The organism is Streptomyces sp. TM32, assembly GCF_004122755.1.
Lineage (GTDB): Bacteria > Actinomycetota > Actinomycetes > Streptomycetales > Streptomycetaceae > Streptomyces > Streptomyces sioyaensis.
Genome location: NZ_SDIG01000117.1, coordinates 1 through 21168 on the forward strand (window position 1 = coordinate 1; position 21168 = coordinate 21168).

Annotated in this window: 17 protein-coding genes; 9 read left to right on the top strand and 8 right to left on the bottom strand. The window is 69.3% G+C overall.

The window, feature by feature from the left end:
• The first annotated feature begins 70 nt into the window (after window positions 1-70).
• The gene (gene msrA / locus EST92_RS22505) at window positions 71-739 is read left to right on the top strand and encodes a peptide-methionine (S)-S-oxide reductase MsrA (RefSeq protein ID WP_129282655.1); all 669 of its coding nucleotides are present in this window, start codon (window positions 71-73) and stop codon (window positions 737-739) included.
• A 274-nt stretch (window positions 740-1013) separates the two neighbouring features.
• Here msrA and EST92_RS22510 read toward each other — a convergent pair whose 3' ends face one another.
• The 3 genes from EST92_RS22510 to EST92_RS22525 form a co-directional block, all read right to left on the bottom strand.
• Window positions 1014-2009, bottom strand: coding sequence for a hypothetical protein (locus EST92_RS22510; RefSeq protein ID WP_129282656.1), 996 nt, complete (start codon window positions 2007-2009; stop codon window positions 1014-1016).
• A gap of 270 nt (window positions 2010-2279) precedes the next feature.
• Window positions 2280-3941, bottom strand: a complete 1662-nt coding sequence (locus EST92_RS22515; protein ID WP_129282657.1) for a SpoIIE family protein phosphatase — start codon at window positions 3939-3941, stop codon at window positions 2280-2282.
• A 541-nt stretch (window positions 3942-4482) separates the two neighbouring features.
• Window positions 4483-5247 carry a hypothetical protein gene (locus tag EST92_RS22525; RefSeq protein WP_216849119.1) on the bottom strand — a complete coding sequence of 255 codons (765 nt, stop codon included), beginning with the start codon at window positions 5245-5247 and terminating at the stop codon, window positions 4483-4485.
• A 776-nt stretch (window positions 5248-6023) separates the two neighbouring features.
• Here EST92_RS22525 and EST92_RS22530 point away from each other — a divergent pair.
• The 3 genes from EST92_RS22530 to mgt all read left to right on the top strand — a co-directional run bounded on the left by EST92_RS22530 (window position 6024) and on the right by mgt (window position 9838).
• Window positions 6024-7505: a VWA domain-containing protein gene (locus EST92_RS22530; RefSeq protein ID WP_216849120.1), complete on the top strand. Its 1482-nt coding sequence runs from the start codon at window positions 6024-6026 to the stop codon at window positions 7503-7505.
• A complete protein-coding gene (locus tag EST92_RS22535; RefSeq protein ID WP_129282658.1) occupies window positions 7480-8448 on the top strand; it encodes a toll/interleukin-1 receptor domain-containing protein in 969 nt (322 codons plus the stop codon). Before EST92_RS22530 ends, EST92_RS22535 begins: the two co-directional genes overlap by 26 nt.
• 217 nt (window positions 8449-8665) lie before the next feature.
• On the top strand, window positions 8666-9838 hold the full coding sequence (gene mgt, locus EST92_RS22540; RefSeq protein ID WP_129282670.1) for a macrolide-inactivating glycosyltransferase: 1173 nt from the start codon (window positions 8666-8668) through the stop codon (window positions 9836-9838).
• A 93-nt stretch (window positions 9839-9931) separates the two neighbouring features.
• On the opposite strand, the gene EST92_RS22545 is transcribed toward mgt, so the two are convergent.
• Window positions 9932-10759 carry a helix-turn-helix transcriptional regulator gene (locus EST92_RS22545; RefSeq protein ID WP_129282659.1) on the bottom strand — a complete coding sequence of 276 codons (828 nt, stop codon included), beginning with the start codon at window positions 10757-10759 and terminating at the stop codon, window positions 9932-9934.
• 196 nt (window positions 10760-10955) lie between these two features.
• On the opposite strand from EST92_RS22545, the gene EST92_RS22550 reads away from it, so the two are divergent.
• Complete coding sequence (locus EST92_RS22550) at window positions 10956-11693, top strand: SDR family oxidoreductase (RefSeq protein WP_129282660.1); 738 nt, start codon at window positions 10956-10958, stop codon at window positions 11691-11693.
• 50 nt (window positions 11694-11743) lie between these two features.
• Here EST92_RS22550 and EST92_RS22555 read toward each other — a convergent pair whose 3' ends face one another.
• Window positions 11744-12532 (bottom strand): class I SAM-dependent methyltransferase, encoded by a 789-nt coding sequence (locus EST92_RS22555; RefSeq protein WP_129282661.1) that lies wholly within the window; start codon window positions 12530-12532, stop codon window positions 11744-11746.
• A 119-nt stretch (window positions 12533-12651) separates the two neighbouring features.
• Between EST92_RS22555 and EST92_RS22560 the strand changes: the two genes are divergently transcribed.
• On the top strand, window positions 12652-13248 hold the full coding sequence (locus EST92_RS22560) for a TetR/AcrR family transcriptional regulator (RefSeq protein ID WP_129282662.1): 597 nt from the start codon (window positions 12652-12654) through the stop codon (window positions 13246-13248).
• Here EST92_RS22560 and EST92_RS22565 read toward each other — a convergent pair.
• Window positions 13238-14389, bottom strand: coding sequence for a hypothetical protein (locus EST92_RS22565; protein ID WP_129282663.1), 1152 nt, complete (start codon window positions 14387-14389; stop codon window positions 13238-13240). The genes EST92_RS22560 and EST92_RS22565 overlap by 11 nt on opposite strands.
• A gap of 560 nt (window positions 14390-14949) precedes the next feature.
• Here EST92_RS22565 and EST92_RS22570 point away from each other — a divergent pair.
• Together EST92_RS22570 and EST92_RS22575 are read left to right on the top strand one after the other, a co-directional pair.
• Window positions 14950-15786 (top strand): alpha/beta hydrolase, encoded by an 837-nt coding sequence (locus EST92_RS22570; protein WP_254068962.1) that lies wholly within the window; start codon window positions 14950-14952, stop codon window positions 15784-15786.
• Window positions 15787-15930: 144 nt separating this feature from the next.
• Complete coding sequence (locus EST92_RS22575) at window positions 15931-16833, top strand: phosphorothioated DNA-binding restriction endonuclease (protein ID WP_129282665.1); 903 nt, start codon at window positions 15931-15933, stop codon at window positions 16831-16833.
• 23 nt (window positions 16834-16856) lie between these two features.
• On the opposite strand, the gene EST92_RS22580 is transcribed toward EST92_RS22575, so the two are convergent.
• On the bottom strand, window positions 16857-18782 hold the full coding sequence (locus EST92_RS22580; RefSeq protein WP_129282666.1) for a sulfatase: 1926 nt from the start codon (window positions 18780-18782) through the stop codon (window positions 16857-16859).
• A 312-nt stretch (window positions 18783-19094) separates the two neighbouring features.
• Window positions 19095-19646, bottom strand: a complete 552-nt coding sequence (locus EST92_RS22585) for a hypothetical protein (protein ID WP_129282667.1) — start codon at window positions 19644-19646, stop codon at window positions 19095-19097.
• Window positions 19647-19973: 327 nt separating this feature from the next.
• Between EST92_RS22585 and EST92_RS22590 the strand changes: the two genes are divergently transcribed.
• On the top strand, window positions 19974-21168 hold a 1195-nt coding region (locus EST92_RS22590), incomplete at its 3' end, for a histidine kinase (protein ID WP_254068961.1).

Genomic DNA, 21168 nt, shown 5'->3' on the forward strand with positions numbered 1-21168 from the left:
CCCTCCCGCAGCGTTCCCGCAGTGCAACGCGGAGTGCCGCTGCCCCACCCCTCCCCAGGAGCCTGATCCCATGCTCTTCTCCCGCTTCAAGACCCAGATCCCCACCCCGGAGGAGGCGCTCGAAGGCCGCCCCGAGCGGGCCTTCGCCGTCCCCGACCGGCACACCGTCCTCGGCAACCCGCTGCTGGGCCCGTATCCGGACGGCCTGGAGGTCGCCGACTTCGGCCTGGGGTGCTTCTGGGGCGCCGAGCGGAAGTTCTGGCAGACCGAAGGCGTCTGGACGACCCTCGTCGGCTACCAGGGCGGCCACACCCCGAACCCCACCTACGAAGAGGTCTGCAGCGGCCACACCGGCCACACCGAGGCCGTCCGCGTCGTCTACGACCCGGCTGTCATCCCCTACACGTCCCTCCTGAAGCTCTTCTGGGAGTCCCACGACCCCACCCAGGGCTTCCGCCAGGGCAACGACGTCGGCACCCAGTACCGCTCCGCGATCTACACCCACTCCCCCACCCAACAACAGGCCGCCGAAGCCTCCCGCGACGCCTACCGCACCGCCCTCCACGCCTCCGGCCACGGCGACATCACCACCGAAATCCTCCCGGCCGACACCACCCGCCCGTTCTACCCGGCGGAGGGGTACCACCAGCAGTACCTCGACAAGAACCCGGCGGGGTACTGCGGGATCGGGGGGACCGGGGTGTCCTGCCCGGTCGGTGTGGCCGGGGCAGATGGCTGAGCAACTGTCGCCGGAAGCCACGGCGACGCTGCGGGCGCCGGTCGGTCTCCGCCACGCCCGCCAAGCCGGTCTGGGCGCTGGTAGCCGTATGGTCTCTCCCTGACTCGTTCGAGCGGAGGGAGAGCACTCGCGCCCGATACGCTGACGCACGGGACCAGAATCGCGCCCTTGGGAGCAGCCATGACCACCTCCGCCGCTGGGCAGCCGCTCGGGATCGTGCTCCCAGCCGCCGCCACGGCGGTGCCCTGACTCGGGGGCCGGCGGCCGATGGGTCCTACGGAATGAACAAGTCCGCCAGATAGGTCGGCTTGGCCTCTATCTCCGCATAGCGCCCGGTCTCCTTCGACCAGGCGACATTCCCGGCAGTGAGTGCGTGGAACTCCCTGACACAGTGGAGCGCGTCGACGATGGCGTCGTCGGCCAGGCCGGAACGTGCCAACCGCTCGGGCAGGACCTGTTCGAGGTCGAGGATGCGCTGGACGTATCCGGCCTGCATCACGGCCACTCGCTCCACCGCCTCCTGGAGGCTGCACCGGTGATGGTGGCAGATCACCGTGACGGCGTTGAACGCGTAGTCGTGGGCGCGTTCTTTGGGTAGCGAGTAGAGATCGTTGATGCAGGCATTCGCATAGATCACGGCCTCTCGCATGTCCGCGAAGGCTGGATTCGCGTGCAGTTGGTCGGGCAGGTCCACACCGACCCCGATTTCCACCAGGTCCAGGACAGCATCGAATGCGAATGAGGCACGACGGTGGGCGAGATATTGCTGTAGGCCGGGTACACGCCCTTCCTCCCGATGAATCATATCGGCTCGGTAGCTATCGAAATACCACAACAGGTGCGGGACAAATCTGCGCTGCCATACGGAAGAACGGACAGCCGCGGTACGGCGCCACAGATCGGCCAGGGAGCGAGCCAGTCGCCCACTCGTGACGTTTCCGTCGAATACGGCGAACAACGGCCCGAACGCGTCCCGCCACCGCTCGGGGTGGTAACCGCGCACCGGGTCATCGTCGAACTGGTCGTCCAACTGGAACAGCCACGCGTTCCATTGGGTGATCAGCGTCAGCGCCTCCTGTGAGGCGTGGGGGCACAGCCACGCGGTCAGCCGGTCCACACGGGTGCGCTGCACATGCCGGCGCGCCTCTTCGGTGGGCACCAGACCGAACTCGTCCAACCACGCCTCAGCAGCCGCCGTGACCTCCTGGAGTTCCGGATTGAGCGCTGCCGGTACGGGTATGTAAAGGTCCGGTATTCGGAAATTTTCCATACGTCAGCTCGCTCTCGGTATTTCTCTGCCATTCGCGGCATTCAGCGACATTGCCGATGCGGCATGCCAAGGCCCGTATGGAGCATGACCAGGCAGTCCCAACCACCGATGTAAATTACCCTGCCGGTCAATGACGCTCGACAGGGGTCAAGTTCCTTTGGTGCGCTTTGCCTTGCGCCGGGCAAAACCACGGACGGGGAGTTCGGTGGGTCGTGGGTGCAAGTGCCCTGCGATTCAAGCAAGTTGAGGCAATTCCGGGTCAGGCCCGGGTCAGCTGCGGCGGCCGGGTCCGTTCAGACGAGCCAGGAGCAGAGCGACGTCGTCGCACAGGCCGTGAGCCTTCTGCGTACCGGCGAGGAGGCCATCGACAACGGTCTCCAGGTCCGCCGTGGGAGCCCCTCGCAGACCGTTGAGAAACCTCTCGAAGCCCTGGTCGATGTCCTTGTTCACGGCCTCGAGCAGGCCGTCGGTGGTCAGCGCCAGCACGCTGCCCGGAGCGATGCGCAGGCGGGTGGTCGGGTAGCGCTGCTCCCGGTCGATCCCCAGAGGGAGGCCGCCGGGGACCTCCAGGAGGCGCGGCGGCCTGCGGGGGGTGATCAGCGCTGGGGCCGGATGGCCCGCCCGGCACACCTGGAGCCTCCCGTCGGAAGGCGTGAGCGCGATGTAGCAGCACGTGGCGAACAGGGCCCTGTCCGGGTCGGTGTTCAGCTCGGCCAGCAGGCGGTTGGTGCGTTCCAGGACGGCCGCAGGCGGGTGTCCTTCGTTCGCGTAGGCGTGCACGGCGGTGCGCAGCCGCCCCATGAGAGACGCGGCGTGCACGCTGTGTCCCTGCACATCTCCGATGACCAGAGCCACGCCGCCGTCGGGCAGGCTGATGGCGTCGTACCAGTCCCCACCGATCCACATGCCGGAGGTGGCGGGCTGGTAGCGGGCGGCGATGGTCACACCCGGCACCATGAGCGGCCCGCGCGGCAGCATGCCGCGCTGGAGCTCGGTCGCGAGCGCGTGTTCCGACTCGTACATGCCGGCTCGCTCCAGCGACTGGGCGAGCAGCCCCATGGCGGCGACCAGGAGGGCCCGCTCCTCCGGCAGAAATTCCTGCGGCTCGGGGAAACTGACGAGGCAGGAACTGACCCGACCGCGCGAGTCCGTGAGCGGCAGTGCCGCCCACGCCTGTCGGGCCGACTGTTCGAGCGGTGCCAGGTGCGGGTAACCGGTGATCAGCGCGTCCGCGGAGCCGATGAGGACGGGCGCCCTGCGGGCGAGCGACTCCTCCACGAGTGTGCGGACCGTGGCGTCGAGGACTCGTATGGCCCCCTCACCCTGCTCGTCGTCGGCGCATGAGGCGACGACGGCCAACCGGTCCCCCTCCGGGGCGATCACTGCCAGCGCGCCCGCTCCGAAGGTACGCAGTCCTGCCTGTGCGGCGGCCATGATGTCCTTGACCGTCACCGCGGCGGCCAGAGCTGCGGTCAGCTCCTGCATCCAGCGGTCACGGGTGGCGCGCTCGTACAGCCGCACCCTCTCCGCTTCGTGGCGCTCACGAACGGCCGTGGTGTCCACTACCACTCCCACCATGCGGGCCGGCAGACCGTCGGCGCCGGGCAGGACGCGGCCCCGGGCTTCCAGGGACCGGTGCCGGCCACCGTCGGAGGTGACGCGGTATTCGATCTGGTAGTTGCCGCAGGATTCAGCTATCAACCCCAACGCTTCGCGCACATCGGCCAGATCGGACTCGTGCACTGCGGCCAGGAAGCTCGCGATGTCCGACGGGCCGCTCTCGGGCATGCCATGCAGTGCGAGAGTGACCGGATCGCAGCTCACCTCGCCAGTGGAGATCTCCCAGCAGAAGAAACCTGCCTGCACGATGCTCGCATTGGCCTGGAAGGCGCCGGGATCGGACTCATCCTCCCGGAATACGGCAGTACGCACCGACCCGACGTCTTTCACTGGATCTCCCTGCCGCGGCGTGGACTACTTCCCTCCGAGGAGCCGACCGCACTCGACAGGATGGGCCACGCAGTGTAATCGGTGACCGATGGAAACCAGCCAGTGAGGCAGATCGAGAGCCTGCGGGACTGCGACACCATTCCCTCCTAGACGAGGACGGAGCTCTTGCCGCGGAGTGTGCTCCCGTCTCCCGGGGAAGATCGTCGGACCGACCCGGCCGTGGCCGGATCGTGCGCATCGTAGTAACTTCCCGGATCTTGCGCTAGACGTCCCGACCGGCAGACCGCGTCGGCCGGGTCGGGCACGGCGTTTCTGCGTTCGAGACCTGGAGAGCACGGGACGAGAAGCCCAACGGCTCCTGCGGGGGCGGCGGGACGGGGGTGTCCTGCCCGGTCGGCGTGGCGAAGGCCGGTGGCTGACCGCACTGGGACAACTCCGTCATCGCTCAACGGCGCTGTGGCGGGAACGACGGCCGTCGGGCCGCCGCCCCGGCCGCCCATCGCCCAAGCGGTCCTCGCCAGCGTTACGGACCGCCCTCTCCCGGTAGGGCGAGATCCCGGGCCGTTTCGATACGGGTGCGTTCGTATTCCGCCGGGTCGCGAATCCTCCATGCCGCCTGGCCGATGGCCAGAACTCCGCGGGCCGGCAGGGGAACGTCCCCGATGCGCGGGTTCTCCGTCAGCTGGGTCGGGCGGCCGAGGTCGACGCCGTCGAACAGGGCATGCGAGTCGTCGACGAAATACATCCGCTGTGGCATGAGCGTTCCGGTGTGACCGCTCGGCATCGTGCCGGACAGCTGGAGGTCTCCCATCCCCAGCGCACGGGCCAGGCGCTCGCGAGCCCGCACCAGGAGCCGGGGGCGCCAGGTGGCGAGCGGCAGCGCCCCACCGATGCCGTTGAGCAAACCGAGGAGTCGCGTCGCGGAGGCGGTGAGGGTCCAGTCCAGGGAGGGGGAATCCATCGTCACCCGCAAGGTGGCAGGGCCCGTCCACGTGAGCCCGATCCGGCCGTATCCGGTGTGGTCGCAGGCCGCGCCGTAGTACCTGGGGCATGCGGTGTGCAGTCGTGGCCCGTCGACGTGAATCGACCAGCTGCCGTTCGGGTCGCGATGCCACAACGTGCGGTAGGGGCCGAAGGAGTTCTCCGGAAAGACGCGCAGGGCGAGGACATGACCGGAATCAAAGGGCAGTCCGAAGACACCCCAGCCCTTGACGTATTCGTGATCGGGCCAAGCTGCCTGGCCCCGTAGGGGCGGGATATCGGACAGCGCGGAGGAAAGGTCGAGCATTTCCATCACCCCGGCGAGGTCGATTCCTCCCTCGCGAACAAGATCGCAAGGGGATCCCTGATTGCAGCACTATTGTCCGCCGGAACGGCATTTGCCGCACTGAAAAGGCTGAGCTCTACGAGCGGTCCTACCGGCCGCCGTACCTCGACAAGCCCCCGGGGGCCAGGCGAGCCGTTCGAGACGAACTGGGCCGGGTGGTCCTGCCAGGCGACCGTATGGGCAGAGCCACCACCGTTGATCTAGAGCCACCACCGTTGATCTAGAGCCACCGCCGTTGATCTCATGCTGTGCGGATCGACAGAGCACCTTCTCCAGAGAACGGCAACGGCCTGGCGCATGGGCTCCGGCTCGGGCTGGTTGCCCGGCCACATCCGCAAGATCGGAGAGTTCGACGGCACGGGAATGACCGGGATTCCCGAGAGCCAAACACAATGAACGCTCAGCGTGCGACGTATCCATCGTCCCGATCAAATTGCGCCATCGCCATCGCCCTCGCCCTCGCGATCTCTGGCGTCGCTATGCGCCATTCCCGGCGCCGACGACCACAGGCCTGGGCTGAGTGGCAGCGCGAGCAGAACAGCTCTCAGCGGCTCCGTACCAACTCCTGGGGGACCGGCGGAAAGACGTCCTGTCGCGGTACACCGTTGGCCTCGGGCGCATCACTGGCCTCATCCTCCCGACAAAGGGGCGCGCGGGGGAGGCGCGCGCCCCTCTCCGCCATCAAATCGTCGCTTACCGCCTCCTCAAGGCCCCGTCCGTGTGCTTCTCTGTTGCTCATGGGGGAAATCAACATGGACGATCAGGCCATTGAAATCCTCGTTCTGCCCGAGAGGCCTGCGGCCCGGAACGACGAGGTCACCGAGTTCGACGTAGCGATCGAGGTCAGGTGCCGCACCGGCAAGAGCACGGCCAATTCGGGTGGGGCCATGAACCTCTGCCTGGTCATCGACCGCAGCGGCAGCATGGCGGCCCAGGGAAAACTCGAGACAGCCAAACGCAGTTGCCTGGACATCTTCGAACGGATCAAGAAAGACGATTTGTTCACGGTGGTCGTATTCGACTCCGACGCGCAGGTGGTGGTCAATCCACAGACGCCCAGAGACCAGGTCGCGGGCAGGCTCGACTCGATCCGACCCGGATCGCTCACCAATCTCTCGCTGGGCTGGTACCAGGGGCTGCTGGAACTGCAGAGCCACATGACCGACGACCACTACGGCCGGCTGATTCTCCTCTCGGACGGATTGGCCAACGAGGGAGAGACCAAGAAATTGGCCCTTGAGGCGGTGGCGACACGAGCCCGGGACGAGGGCATCACCACCTCGACGATCGGGGTCGGCAGGGACAGCGACTTCCAGGAAGACCTCCTGGAAGCGATCGCCACCGCCTCGGGTGGGCGGTTCTGGTACATCGCCGAGTCGGGTATCGACAGCATCCTGGAGGAAGAGTTCCGCAACGCCCTGAGCGTGGTCCTCGACCGCTCCAAGGTCGAGTTGAGCCTGCCCCCCGGTGTCAGCGTGAGCGAGGAGCTGAACTCCCTGCGGAAGGTCTCCCGCCGCTACGGGCTGCGCCCGTTGAAAGGCGACGACCTCTTCAACTTCGCCGTACGCCTGCAGATCGACCCCGCGCAGCTCATCGGCTCCCAGTTCACCCTGGGGGCCACACTGTACGACGGCACGCGCACGGTGACCTCCGCCACGACGGAGGTAGCGCTGGCCCCGCAGGCGGAGGTCGTCACCACTCCGGTGCACGCACTGGTCAGCAGCGTGGTGGAGCAGTACCGCTCCTCGCAGACCGAGGAGAAGATACTCAAGGGCCTGGAGTCCGGGGATCCAGATCTCAGCGGCATGACGGAGATGCTTGAGGCCGAGGTGGCGCGTATGCGGCGGGCCGAAGCGGAATTGATGCGCCAGCGGGCCGACATCGGCACGTACCGCGCGGACGTCGAGTGGGCCAATATCGGCAAGCACCTCAGCATGAGTGAGACGGCTCTGCTCCTCACCGAACTGACGCAGCAGTACGGGAGCGAGCCCGAGGTACAAGCCCTGCTGCTGCCCTTGAGCAAGAGCATGCACCACGAGGCGCAGCGCGGCCGCGTCCGCTGGAACTACGTGAGCCGGTCCGACGAGGACGTCGAAGTCGCCCTGCTGGTCCAAGCCTTGGGCGCCACCGACGCCCTCATCCGACGCTTCCCGGACCGGCGGGCCGACCTGGAGCAGAAGCGCGAGGCTCTCAGTGAGCAACTGGCACGTCTCCAATAGCTCGGAATGGACGCCGATCGGCGACCGGATGCTCACCGGCCACGGTGGCGGAATGGGCCCGTACGCGGCTTCGTACGCCGTCGACCTGGCTGCCCGCCCGATGCTCAACGGCTCCGTCTCTGCCGACATTCGCCTGACCGAACGCCGAGCAACGGGTGCCGGGTTGGTCTGCCGCGCCGACGTGGCCTGGACGTTCGTAGCCTTCTACACAGCGCCGCAGGAAGCGGACGACGAGACCACCGTCGCCAGGTTCGGGGTGTTCCGGGAGGGCCTGTTCATTCCCCTCGCCCAACTTCAGGAACCGGTCCAGCTGACGCGCGGCTACAACCACTTCACCCTGGAATTCTTCGCCGGGCGGATGCGCGGGGAGATCAAGGCTGGAGACCGTACGTACGAGCTGACGGCGGTCTGCCCCCACGTGCCCTTCCCGGGGTACGCGGGGCTGGTCAAGTTCTACGGCGCGGGTGTGCTCGCCAAGTCCTGGTCCATCGAGCAGACCCGGATGCCGATCGCCTCGGCGGCCTCCCGGCCGGCCGGGGAGAAGTCCAAGTGGGACGTCTTCCTCTGCCACACGTCGGACACCAAGGAAGAGGTGAAGGGCCTCGCCAAGGCACTGGCCGAGAGGGGGCTCACGTACTGGCTGGACAGCGAGCAGATAAAGCCCGGTGACAGTGTTCCCGGCAAGATAAACGAGGGGCTGGGCGACAGCCGCTATCTCCTCGCCTGTATCAGCGAGTCCTCCCAAAGCGAATGGGTCACCGCGGAGTACGGAGGCGTCCTCAGTCGCGAGCTCAGCGGTGAGTCATCCACCAGGATCATCCCGGTGCTCTTGGCGGATGTCGAGCCGAAACACATCCCCATCCTGCTGAGGGGCAAGAGCTACATCTCCAGCGGCAACAAGACCGTGTTCGACGAATTCATCAGTTTCCTGCTCAGCCACTGAGGAGGCCACCGGCGCTCGACAAGCGCGGTGGGCGCTGCGACGGGATTGCAGGGCATGAGTGACCGGTCGGTGGACTGGACCCGCGGTTGCCCGTCCGGAAATACGTTGCACGAGACGTATCGTCTCGCATACGTTCGTGGTCATGACGAACTCAGTCTCCAGCTCGGTGTCCAGCTCGGTGTCCAGCTCGGCGTCCGGAAAATCCGCCCATATCGCGATGTTCTCCATCGCCGCACACGGGCACGTGAACCCGAGTCTTGAAGTGATCCGCGAGCTCGTCGCCCGTGGGCACCGCGTCACGTACGCCATCCCGCGCATCTTCGAGGAAAAGGTTGCCGAGACCGGCGCCGAGCCGGTCCGGTACCGCAGCACACTGCCCTCGCCCGATGACGACCCGTCGGCGTGGGGGACCACGCTCCTCGACAACGTCGAGCCGTTCCTGGACGACGCGATCCAGGTACTGCCGCAGCTCATCGCGGCGTATCAAGGGGACGAGCCGGACCTCGTGCTGCACGACATCACCGCGTACCCGGCGCGCGTCCTCGCTCGCCGCTGGGGCGTGCCCGCGGTCTCCCTGTCGCCGAACCTCGTCGCATGGGAGGGGTACGAGGAGGAGGTCGCCGATTCGATGTGGGGGGAGGCCAGAGCGAGCGAGCGCGGTAAGGCGTACTACGCGAAGTTCACCAACTGGCTTGCCGAGAACGGGATCAGTCAGCATCCCGACCCGTTCGTAGGCCGCCCCGACCGCTCGATCGTGCTCATCCCGAAGGCCCTCCAGCCGAACGCCGACCGGGTCGACGAGACGGTGCATTCCTTCGTCGGCGCCTGCCAGGGCGAGCGCGCCACGCAGGGCGACTGGGAGCGGCCCGCGGACGCCGAGCGCGTGCTGCTGGTCTCACTCGGCTCGTCCTTCACCAAGCAGCCGGGTTTCTACCGCGAGTGCGTCAAGGCGTTCGGCGACCTGCCGGGCTGGCACGTCGTGCTCCAGGTGGGCAAGCACGTCACCGCCGAGGAGTTCGGGGAGGTTCCCGGGAACGTGGAAGTTCACCACTGGGTACCGCAGTTGGCGATCCTGCGGAAGGCTGACGCCTTCATCACGCATGCCGGTGCCGGTGGCAGCCAGGAGGGCCTGGCCACCGCCACGCCCATGGTGGCCGTCCCGCAGGCCGTCGACCAGTTCGGCAACGCGGACATGCTCCAGGGGCTCAGCGTGGCCCGCCACGTTCCGATGGACCAGGCGGACGCCGCCACCCTCCGCGCGGCAGTGCTCGCGCTCGTCGACGACCCGGAAGTGAGGCGCCGATTGGTGTCCATTCAGCGGGACATGGCCACCGAAGGCGGCACCCGGCGGGCGGCCGACCTCATCGAGGCCGAACTGCCCGCCGGGTGAGCCGGCTGGGGACGGGCCGCCCGGGGGCGAGCCTGGCCGATGGCAGTCGCTGGTGCCGGTGACGGTCGCTGGTGCCGGTCGCGGTCTTCGGCGTCAGCTGTCGGGCGCGGCCGGGGCGGCGGTGGTCGGGGCGCTGCTGTCGACGTAGACCACCAGTGTCTGATCCGGCTGTTCGGCCAGGTGGAATGCGGTGTAGGCGTACTCGACCGGCCCGCGGGCCGGGTGCCGTAGGCGTTTGTGTCCGCTGTGCCGGGCCTGCACCTCGTACTGGCGCCACCAGGACCGCGCTTCCGGGCTGCCCTCGGTCAACTCGTCGATCAGCCGGGTGTAGCGCGGGTCGGCGGGGTGGCGTCCGGCCTGCGTCCGGAGTCGGGCGAGCAGGCCGCGGGCCTCGGGTTCCCAGTCGACCACGACGTCCCGGGCCACCGGTTCGAGAAACATCCAGCGGACGAAGTTGGCCGGCCGCTCCGCCTCGTTGCCGAGGAGCCGCGGGAACAGGGCGTCGGCCGCCCGGTTGTGGCCGAGTACGTCGTAGTTGCCGCCGATGATGTAGGCCGGGTTCGGCTGGAGCAGCAGTGGTATGGCTGCTACCTCGTTCTTGAGCGGCTCGTGGGCCTCGGATTCCGCTGCGGCCACGTGACCGGCGAGCTGGAGAAGGTGGGCGCGCTCGTGCCGGTCGAGGCGCAGTGCCTCGGCGAGGGCGGTCAGGACCTGTTCGGAGGCGCGGATCTCCCGCCCCTGCTCCAGGTACGTGTACCACGTGGCGCTGATCCCGGCCAGGAATGCCAATTCCTCCCGGCGCAGCCCCGGAGTCCGACGGCGCGCGGTCCGCGGCAGGCCGACCTCGTCCGGGGTGAGGCGCTCCCTGCGGCTGCGCAGGAACGCACCCAGCTGACGGCGTCGGTCCGGCGGCAACGGCATGAGGAGAACCCCCAGTTCCAGAATAACTGCATTCTGGATACCAGGCTAAGGCGGCTGGAGACTCGTATGCGTACGAGTACGAATACGGGTGCGGGTGCGAGTACGCGGCCGCGAGCACGGGCCTTGGCCCCCGCCGACGGCACGCCGGCCTCAACGCGTCAAGTCACCTGGCACTGGCAAGGGAAAGGGAGTCCTCATGTCCGGAATTGCGGGCAAGGTGGTGGCGATCACGGGAGCCAGCAGCGGCATCGGTGAGGCGACCGCGCTGCTGCTCGCCGAGCGCGGCGCGCGACTCGTCCTCGGCGCGCGCCGGTCCGCGCGTCTGGCGGAGCTGGTGGCCCGGATCGAGAAGGCGGGTGGCGCGGCCGTACAGATCCGTACCGACGTGACCCGGCCGGACGACCTGCACGCCCTGGTCGCGCTGGCCGGCGAGCGCTTCGGCCGGCTCGATGTGCTGGTCAACAACGCCGGGGTCGGAACGATTTCGCCGCTCGACGATCTGCGGGTCGAGGAGTGGGACCACATGATCGATGTCAATGTGAAGGGTGTGCTGCACGGCATCGCCGCCGCGCTGCCGGTCTTCCGCGCGCAGGGCACCGGGCACTTCGTCACCACCGCCTCGACGGCTGCCTTTCGCGTCGTCCCCGCCATGGCGGTCTACGCCGGCAGCAAGTTCGCGGTCCGGGCACTCTGCGAAGGGCTGCGCCAGGAGGCCGGCGACTCGGTGCGGGTGACCACCGTCTCGCCCGGCGCGACCGCCACCGACTTCGCCGAGGCGTCCACCAACGGCCGGGTCAGAGCGGCAATCACGAAGATGCGGGACGACATCGCCATACCGCCCGACGCGATCGCCCGCGCCATCGCGTTCGCCGTCGAACAGCCCGACGCCGTCGATGTGAACGAGATCGTCGTCCGGCCCACCGCCCAGGCCTGACCGCGGCTCGTACCCGAGCGAGGGGTGAGGCCCGAGCAAGGGGCGAGTGATCACCCCGGTCCGGCAGCGCCTGTCCTTTCGGTATCCGTACGTGTCGCGGTGACCACCACCGTCGCGTAGGCCATGGTGAAGCTGCCGCCCCTCGCGTCGATGGCGGAGCCGACCTCCTCCAGTACCTCCGCCAGTTTGTCCGGTGGGAGGCGGGTGAAGGCGCCCTGGGTGGGCAGTTGGTCCAGCCAGGCGGCTCGGGTGTAGGAGCACTCCCAGTCGAATCGCCACTGTTGCGGGGCGCCGAATCCGCCGGACCGTCGGATCCCGTCGGCGGCCTTGGTGAAGAACGCTTGGTAACCGGCCAGGGCTTGTTTCGTCGCCGGGGAGTTGAACGGCGCGTCGGGCATGACGCGTTGGCAGGCCGTGGCGGTGGCTTCCGCCACGTCGGGTGGGGGCTGGCCCACGTTCCAGAACGCTGCCAGCCGGCCGCCGGGACGCAGTGCCTGCGCCGCCTTGGCCGCGCCGGCGACCGGATCCAGCCAGTGCCAGGTCTGCCCGGCGACGACCGCGTCGAAGTCCCGGCCGGCCGGGTCCCAGGCTTCGAACGCCGCCACCTCTGCGTCGAGTCCGCCGCGCCGGGCCAGCTCGGCCATCCGCGCGTCGACGTCGACCCCGAGCACCCGGCAGCCGGCTGCCTGGAACTGCCGGGCGGCGATGCCGGTGCCGCAGCCGACGTCGAGGACGTCGGGGCCGGGGCTGCCGGCGACGATCGCCGCCACCATGGCGTCGGGGTAGCGGGGGCGGGCCCGGTCGTAGAGTTCGGCGTCCGAGCCGAACGACTCGGCCATCAGCCGGTGTTGATGAGGCTCATTCCCGGAGCACGGTAAAGTGGGCATGCGCCCACTATGAGTGGGCACATGCCCACTCGTCAACGGGTGGGGCCGGGACCAGGGAAGGCGGTGGCACGGTGCCGACAGGGGTGGCCATGCGGGACGCGCGTGAGCAGTTGTTCGGCGCCGCCGAGCGCGTCCTGCTCCGGGACGGGCCGAACGCGCTGACCAGCCGGGCGGTCACCACGGAGGCAGGGTGCGCCAAGGGCCTTCTGCACCGGCACTTCGCCGATTTCGACGACTTCCTCGCCGAGCTCGTGCGGGACCGCCTCGCCCGGATCGACGCGCAGGCCGCCGCCCTGCGCGACTCCGCGGGGACCGGCACCGTCGCCGACAACCTCACCGCCGCGCTGACGACCCTGTTCGAGTCGGTCGCCGTACGGATCATCGGCCTCGTCACCTTCCGGGACGACCTGCGCGCCCGGCTGCGCCGCACCACGCCGACCGGCGTCCCGGTCCTGACGGAAGCCACGGCCATGGTCGCCGCCTACCTCACCGCCGAGCGGGAGCTGGGCCGCATCGCGGCGGATGCCGACGTCGGCACGCTCGCTCCCACGCTGATCGGGGCCGGGCATCTGCTCTTCGCCGACCGGGAAGGGGCGGCGCCGGAGGCCGCAGCCGTCCACAGGGTCGTGACGACGGTCATCGGTGGTGTGGTGAGAACTACGTCGTAGTGGTGGGCTGCGGAGGGAGTGCGAAGCGCAGCAGGGCGCCGGTCCGTGGGGGGCGGAGTTCCGTTTCCACGTCGAGGTGGCGGACCTCGCCGCCGTCGTCGATGACGGCCTCGGTCAGTTCGTCGATGACGTCGGGAACCTCCCGCAGCGGCTCCCCGCAGAACGGACAGGCTCCCGCCGAACGCGCCAGCATCCTGTCCTGGTCGCAGACGGCCCCCGGGGCGACGGACTCGTCGTCCACGGCCAGCGTGCGGATCGCAGCCAGCGACCCGGCCCACAGCGTCTCGTCGAGCCCGACGGCGCCGAGCCGCCCGGCCCCCTTGGCCTGCAGGATCTCGTCGGCGAGCCGCCGCTGCTCCTCGTGTGCATGGGCGGCGACGAGCTCCTGCACCTTCTGCTTGATGTCCGCGGACGTCGCGGTCTCGCGGTCCACGGTGAAGCTGCCGACGAGCCGGTTCCGCAGGTCGAGGGGGAGGAAATCGAGGAAGACCGGCACCTCATGGGGATGGCCACCCACGACGAGCACGTCGTAGCCGCCGCTCCCGAACAGCTGCTTGAGCTCACCGACCACCCGCCGGTAGTGCTTCTTGCTCAGCTCGTCGGCCTTGTTGCGGACCCCGTACTCGGCCCAGCCCGCCGCGAAGTTGGGCTTGCGCAGCGTACGGTCGCGGATCGCCTCCAGCTCGCGGGCCTGGTCGAGGTAGTACTCCCAGACCTGGGCGGTGCCCTTGTCCACGAGGACCGCGCAGGTGCGGTAGTACTCGTCGAGCACGCCGAGCAGTGGACGGACATAGGGGTCGGCGTCCACCACGATGCGTTCGTGGCCGTTTCGCGGCAGAAACACCTCTTCGTAGACGTCGTTGCCGCTGCAGGAGAAGACCGCGACGGTGCCCGGTTCGACGGGCTCCGCGCCGAGGGAATTCTCGATCTTCGCGATGTCGTCGCGGAGCGAGAGCCGCACCTCGTGCTCCCGTTCGCGGTCCTCCGCGAGCGGCCGGATGCGATCCAGCAGGCTCGCCACGCGCGTGGTGAACTCGCGGCGGCCGGGCGGGCCCGGTTCCACCGGAACGTAGAGGGAGACCAGCGGAAGTCCATTGCCCCCCAGCCGGAGGATCCGGTCGACCTGCCCTTGGGTGATCATTGGCGCTCCTCCGCTCGATGAGCCCTCGATTCCAGGAAACGGGGTGTGCAGGGGCGCGGCAACCGCAGGGGGACGGCGCGGGGGCACGCCGGAATGACGGTTGGCCCAGGAATGGCCGCTCTCCGCGCTCGGCCGGCGACTCTCCGTACGGGGCTGACCTGATATTCGCCTCCCTGGGGAGATCATGGGCGGGTGGCTCTGGCGGGTGGCTTGGGCGGATGGCTTGGGCGCGCGTCCGTGTGCACCTCGATGGACCTGGCCGATAGACGGGGCCGATTGACCGGGCCGATAGACGGGCCGATTGACCGGGCCGAATTCTCCGGTACGAACAGTCACGATGGAGTGAGATGAGTCGATCTGGCATTGTCCGCCGGGGCGGTTGCCGGGGCGGTAGTGGTGTGCGCGGAGGAATTCTCGGGCCGGCCGGGATCCTGGTCGCGGCTGCGCTGCTCGGGACGGCTTGCAGTACCTCCGCCACGCAGTCTTCCCTCACGGCGGACGCAAGCACTCCTGCCGCTACGTCCTTTGCGCGGATGGTCGATATCGGTCAAGGGCGCACGATGTATCTGGAGTGCCACGGCAACGGGTCTCCGACGGTCGTTCTTGTGCCGGGGCTTGTCGCCGCCGCTGACACCTGGAGATATGTGCGCGGCTCCGCCGGCGCGATGAAGGCCAGCAGCTCTGCCGTATATCCCGGGGTGGGGCGATTCACCAGGGTCTGTTCCTACGATCGTCCGGGAACGGCACGGGAGGGCGGGAGGTTCACTCCCTCGACGTCGGTCCCGCAGCCCACGACGCCACGTGGTGACGTCGCCGACCTGCATACACTGTTGAGCACGGCCAAGGTGCCCGGCCCCTATGTACTGGTGGGATGGTCGGCCGGGGGGCCGATCGTCAGGATCTATGCCGGCGAGTACCCACATGACGTGTCCGGCCTCGTTCTCGTGGACGCCGAGACGGAATTCCTGCAATCGCGGCTCACGCCGGGGCAGTTCGCCACCTTTCTGGCGCTGGAGCGCAAGGACGACAAGAAGCGCATCGCCCGGTGGAAAGATGTGGAAAGACAGGATCCGGTGACCGTGTTCCGGCAGGTGCGGGCCGCTCCACCGGTGCCGAAGGTGCCGGTGGTCGTGCTGACCGGGGATGAATTCGACCCCCGTGCATTCCGCGCTCGGCTGCCGGCCGGCGCCCCGGCGGACTACCCGCAGGTCTTCTGGCGGGCGCAACTCGCCTCGCAAGGAGATCTGGCGCGGAGGTTTCCCGGTGCGCGGCACGTCACCAAGACGAGGAGTGACCACAACATCCAGAACAATCAGCCGCAGCTCGTCATCGATGCGGTGCGTGAGGTGGTCGAGAAGGCTCGTCGGCAGGAAAGTGGTAGGCCTTCTGCTTCCTGACGGGGCGGAATTGCCGGCGGACGGACGAGCGGGCCCAGCAGATGGCCCCGCGCGGCGCGACTGCTGCCGCGGCGGGGCCCGGACAGCCGGGAAAGCGACCAGCCAGGACAGACAGGACAGCGAGGGCTTCTAGAGTCACCTGTCATGGACTGGATCGAGCGGGTGGGGAATCTGCGGCAGTGGGCGCAGAACGGAGCGCGGGCGCCGCACAAACCGCTGCTCATGCTCTATGCGTTGGGGCGGTTTCAGCGGCAGCCGCAGCGGCCGATGCGCTACTCCGAGATCGAGCACGATCTGAGCGAGCTGCTGCAGGATTACGGGCCCACGCACCGGACGTCGCCCTCCTATCCGTTCCACCATCTCGTCAGTGACGGCGTGTGGGAGGTGCGTACCGATGGCGGTGCCGGCAGTCCGGGGACGGGGGTGCGGGTGCTGCGGGAGAGCGGGGCACAGGGGCAGTTGGCCGCGGGACTGCGCGGGGCGCTCTCGGCCGACCCGGCGCTGCTCGGGCAACTCGCGCACCTGCTGCTGGACCGGCACTTCCCGCCGTCGCTCCACCCGGACATCGCCGCTGCCGTCGGACTCGACCTGGAGCCGGCGGACGGAACGCGGCTCGCCGCCGGGCCGGTCCCCGGGCGCCGGCGGGCGGCCGAACTGCGCAGGCAGGTGCTCATCGCCTACGAATACCGGTGCGCCTTCTGCGGCTTCGACGGTTCCCTCGGCCGGGTGCCGGTCGGGCTGGAGGCCGCCCACGTCCGGTGGTGGGCCTTCCGCGGGCCGGACGACCTCGCCAACTGTCTGTGCTTGTGCTCGCTGCACCACAAGCTGTTCGACAGAGGGGTGCTGGGCCTGGATTCCGGCCGGCGGATCACGGTCTCCCAGGAGTTCGTCGGCCAGAGCCGGGCGGCACGGGACCACGTACTCGGCCTCACCGGACGTGCCCTCATAGGGCCGCAGCAGGGCAGCGCACGGGTCTCCCCCGCCCACATCACCTGGCACAGCGCGCAGGTGTTCCGTGGTGAGCCCCGGGTGCCCGAGGGCGTCTGAGGGGAGGGCGGGGGTGTCGGCGGCTACCGGGCGGCGGCAGCGGGCGTGGTGGAGTCGGGGTGCGGGCCGTAAGCCTTGAGGAAGCGGTCGCGGAAGGCGTCCATCCGCCAGACCGGGCCCTGGTGGCCGGGGTTGAGGCCGGGTGTCCAGTGCCAGCCGGAGATCCGCTTGAGGACGTCGGGGTCGTGGGCGACGAGCGCGACCGGGACGTCCCGGCTGGCGTGGTCGCCGGAGACCTTCGCGACGGGCTGGTGGTCGCCGAGGAAGACGAGCACGGTGTTCTTGTTGCCGTACTTCTCGACGTACGAGATGAGGCTGTTGAGGGAGTACTGGATGGACTTGCCGTACTCGGTGCGCACCCGGTCGGTCTGCTGCCACACGTCCACGGGCTTCTTGCCGGCCTTCTCGATGGAGCGGTAGACGGAGCCGTCGCCGACCTTGTTCCAGGGCAGCGTCTTGGGGAGGGGCGCCCAGGGGTTGTGGCTGGAGGTCAGGATGATCTCGGACATCAGCGGCTTGTCGTGCGGCCGGCCGTGCTCCAGGCGCTGGAAGGCCGAGAGGCTGTACTGGTCGGGCATGGTCGACCAGCTGAACTTGGGGCCCTTGTAGCCAAGCTCCCGTGAGTCGTAGACGTGGTCGAGGCCGTAGAACTTCGCTTCCGGCCAGCCCTTGGTGACGCCGGGCATGATACCGACGGTCCGCCAGGCGCCGGTGCGCTGGAAGGCCTTGGTGAGGGAGAGGTGATCGCCCGCGGTGACGGTGCGGTAGCGCTGCTGGTTGTCGATCCACAGGCCGGACAGGAAGGTGGAGTGACCCAGCCAGCTGCTGCCGCCGTAGGTCGCCGAGGTGAGCCAGCCGCTGCGGGCCGAGTAACCGGCCGCGCGCAGCCGCTTGGTCCCCTTCGCGAGCACCTTGTCGACCCCCGGCGCCATCAGCGGGTCCTGGACCGCGCTGCGGCCGTAGCTCTCGATGAAGGTGAAGATGACGTCCTTGCCGCGCAGTCCGGTCAGCAGTTGGCTGCCCGGGGTGCTGTGGTACGGGTCGGTGGCGGCTTCCCTGGCGAACTTCCGCTCGTCCTTCAGCGTCGCGCTCACCCCGTCCATCCGGGCCTGGACGAGGTCGGAGGTGCTCCGGGAGGCGAGCGGCGCGCCGGCGATCTGCAGGCCGAGCGCCGCGGAGAGGACCCACGCGGTCCCGAGGACGAGGGTGGTGCCGGCGGCCGCGGCGCGGTGGCGGGCCATGAGGTTGCTGAGCCGGACGACGGCCAGCGCCGTGAGGACGAGCAGCGCGAGCACGAGGACCACGGCCGCAATCTCGACGCCGAGCGCGCCCGCCGGGCCGATCGAGTCCTGGAGGAAGGACGCACCGTCGCCGAGCAGGACCCAGTCGAACACCACGTTGAACCCCCGGCCCAGCACCTCGACGAAGCCGATGTCGAGGACGTCCAGGACGGCCAGCACTGCGAGGCCCAGCCCGGCGAGGACCGCTGCCACCCGCCGTACCGTCCGCGGCAGGACGAGCAGCAGGGCGGCGCCGGCTATCCCCTCCACCGGGATGCGGAGGAACTCGGTGGGTGTGAGGCGGGCGGGATCGTTCGGCAGGAGGAGGGTGACGAGCACCAGCACGCCGGCCAGGACGGTGGTCGTCCATGCCAGCGCACGCGCGGCGACCGGGTGCCGATCGCGCCAGCCGGGGGCGGGGGCGGGGGCGGGTTCCTCGCTCGCCGCGGTGTGCTGCTCCGGTGCCGCTTCCACGGCGTGCGCTGTCGCCTCCCCGGTGTCCGGTGCCGCTTCCACGGTGTCCGGTGCCGCGTCCGCGGCGTCCGGGGTCGTATCCGTGACGTCCGTCGCGTCCGTGGCGGGCTCCGGGAGGCCGTCCGGTGGCAGGTCCGCGGTCGCGGTGTTCCGCTCCTCCTGAGGCAGTGGGCGAGAGCTCGTGGTGTGCGACACCCGAAGGTCCTTCCGTGCGAGGCCCGGTAGTGGCACGGCGGACCGGACTCGGGAGATCGGCGCCGTCGATAGCTGTACGGGCGGCCGGCGGGCTGCGTTCATTCCGCAGGTCTCGGGCCGGCAGACGGATGCGGGCGAGGACGATTCGGGGCGGTATGTCGTGAATATGTGAGCTGGGACGGGGTGGGACGGGAAGGTCCGGGCCGTCCCCCGATCGGCCCGGACCGTCCCGCCCGGTGTGTGACGGCTCTGCCGCCCGGTGTAGGACGGCCGTGCCGCCCGGTGTGTGACAGCCGTGTCGGCCCGCGGCGGTCAGGCCGCGGCAGGCTGCTCCGTTCCCGCCGGGGCGACGGGGGAATTGCGGATGCGGCGGCGCTTCGTCACCAGGACCGCGGTCCGGGTCAGGACCATGGCAAGGGACATGAAAACAAAGGCATTTGCGTAGACGTCCGGGCCGCTGAGCTCATTTTCGATGCTGAAGCGGATCAGCCCCTCGGTGAACCAGTGCTCGGCACCGTAGGCGAAGAGCACGCGGGCGCCGGAAAGGACGATCCAGACGAGGGCGTAACCCACCCCGCCGGTGGTGTAGATGAGGCCGTCGGCGCCGCGGTGGGCGGGGAGCAGGGCGCCCGCCACCAGGCCGCAGATCACGCCCACTCCGACGCCGATGAGCTGCAACGAGGGCGCGTTCCCCGAGGTCGGGAAGGAGTGCACGAAGATCACGATGATGACGGCGACCGCGAGCACGGAGCGCACCATGCGCATATTGGTGACCCGGCGTCGGCCGAGGTCGGTCGCCAGGATGATGGCGAGGATCGTGCCGCCGGCGATGAGTGCAGTGACGAACTGACTCAGGTGGTTCATGGAATTCGGGGCCCTTCCGCAATTCTGCGATACGTGTCATTTCGGCGGCGGCCGCGATATCCAGCACCAGCATTCACCATGCGGCATTCGCCCTTCGGCATGCCGCATTCGGCCTTCGCGTTTCGCCGTCAACGACGCTATGGCGGCGGACCGTTGCCGCGGGACGACCGACCGGTGGATTCGGGTGTCCACCGGTCGGTGGACAGTGCGGCGGAGGACGGCGGGAGAAGGTGACGGGGAGGGTGATAGGACTGTGGCCGGTCGCGCGAGGCGCGGTGACGCCCGTGCCCCGGTGCGGGGCCGATCGAATGCGGGGGGGGGCACACGGTGAGGCTTGACGCCCGGCGCGCGGCGGAGGCGCGGATGCGCTGGTTCGGGCTGTGGGACAGCTACTTCGTGATCTGCTACCTGCTCACCACGGGGCTGGTGTTCACCTCCGCGGTCCCCCAGGGCCACCGTGTCGTCGCGATCGGCGCGCTGACGCTGGCCGTGCCCTGGTACGCGGGGGTCGGGCGGCCGTTGATGCGGCACCGTACGAGCGACCGGCGCAACACCGTCTTCGCCGCCGGGCTCTTCGTGCTCTTCGGGGTGGCGGCCGCGGTCGATCTGATGAGTGCGTTCGCGCTGTTCGCGCTGGTCCCGATGCTGATGATGAGCCTGGCGGCGCGGGCGGCCGTGGTGAGCGCCGTGCTCGGCAACCTCGTCCCCGTGACGGTGCTGTTGCTGCAGGGCGGCGGCGCCGCGGGCCCGCTGGTGCGGTTCGTGCTGCTGGTGTCGCTGCTGGGGATCGCGCTGTCCGTGCTCCTCGGGCTGTGGATCAAAAGGGTGGTACGGCAGAACGAGGAGCACGCCGCACTGATCCACGAACTGCGGCAGAACCGCGAGCAGGTGGCCCGGCTGTCGCACCAGGCCGGGATCTCCGCCGAACGCGAGCGGCTCGCGCGGGAGATCCACGACACCCTCGCGCAGAGCCTGATCAGCATCATCAGCCTGGTGCAGGCCGTCGATGCGGAGGTGGAGAGCGCCCCCGTCAGGGCCCGTGAACACCTCGCGCTGGTCGGGCGGGTGGCAAAGGAGAGCCTGGTGGAGGCCCGTGCCTTCGTCGCCGACCGCACGCCCGCGTCCTTGCAGGAGAGCTCCTTGGCCCAGGCGCTGCGGCGGCAGGCGGACGGGCTGACCGCACAGTCCGGGCTGCTGGTGCGGTTCGCTGTCGAGGGGGTGGAGCGGCCGCTGCCGATGGCGGCCGGTGTCGTCCTGCTGCGTGCCGCGCAGGAGGCCGGCGCGAATGTACGCAAGCACGCCGAGGCCCGCACGGTGGCCATGGTGCTCCGGTTCGGTGAGGGGGAGGTCGGGCTGCGGGTCGCCGATGACGGCAAGGGATTCGCCATGACGGACGGCGAGTTCAGCGGGGCGAAGGGCGAGTTCGCCACGGCGGAGGACAGCGGCGGGAGGGGCCCGAGTGGCAGTGCGGACGAGGGCGGCTGGGAGGCGGTGAGCGCGGCCGTGGTCGCCGCCGCCGNGG

What these genes read in the sequence shown, in the direction of transcription:
- msrA (WP_129282655.1), top strand. Translation starts at nt 71, where the DNA reads ATGCTCTTCTCCCGCTTCAAGACCCAGATCCCCACCCCGGAGGAGGCG.
- EST92_RS22510 (WP_129282656.1), bottom strand. Translation starts at nt 2,009, where the DNA reads ATGGAAAATTTCCGAATACCGGACCTTTACATACCCGTACCGGCAGCG.
- EST92_RS22525 (WP_216849119.1), bottom strand. Translation starts at nt 5,247, where the DNA reads ATGCTCGACCTTTCCTCCGCGCTGTCCGATATCCCGCCCCTACGGGGC.
- EST92_RS22530 (WP_216849120.1), top strand. Translation starts at nt 6,024, where the DNA reads ATGGGGGAAATCAACATGGACGATCAGGCCATTGAAATCCTCGTTCTG.
- mgt (WP_129282670.1), top strand. Translation starts at nt 8,666, where the DNA reads ATGTTCTCCATCGCCGCACACGGGCACGTGAACCCGAGTCTTGAAGTG.
- EST92_RS22545 (WP_129282659.1), bottom strand. Translation starts at nt 10,759, where the DNA reads ATGCCGTTGCCGCCGGACCGACGCCGTCAGCTGGGTGCGTTCCTGCGC.
- EST92_RS22550 (WP_129282660.1), top strand. Translation starts at nt 10,956, where the DNA reads ATGTCCGGAATTGCGGGCAAGGTGGTGGCGATCACGGGAGCCAGCAGC.
- EST92_RS22555 (WP_129282661.1), bottom strand. Translation starts at nt 12,532, where the DNA reads ATGGCCGAGTCGTTCGGCTCGGACGCCGAACTCTACGACCGGGCCCGC.
- EST92_RS22565 (WP_129282663.1), bottom strand. Translation starts at nt 14,389, where the DNA reads ATGATCACCCAAGGGCAGGTCGACCGGATCCTCCGGCTGGGGGGCAAT.
- EST92_RS22570 (WP_254068962.1), top strand. Translation starts at nt 14,950, where the DNA reads ATGTATCTGGAGTGCCACGGCAACGGGTCTCCGACGGTCGTTCTTGTG.
- EST92_RS22575 (WP_129282665.1), top strand. Translation starts at nt 15,931, where the DNA reads ATGGACTGGATCGAGCGGGTGGGGAATCTGCGGCAGTGGGCGCAGAAC.
- EST92_RS22585 (WP_129282667.1), bottom strand. Translation starts at nt 19,646, where the DNA reads ATGAACCACCTGAGTCAGTTCGTCACTGCACTCATCGCCGGCGGCACG.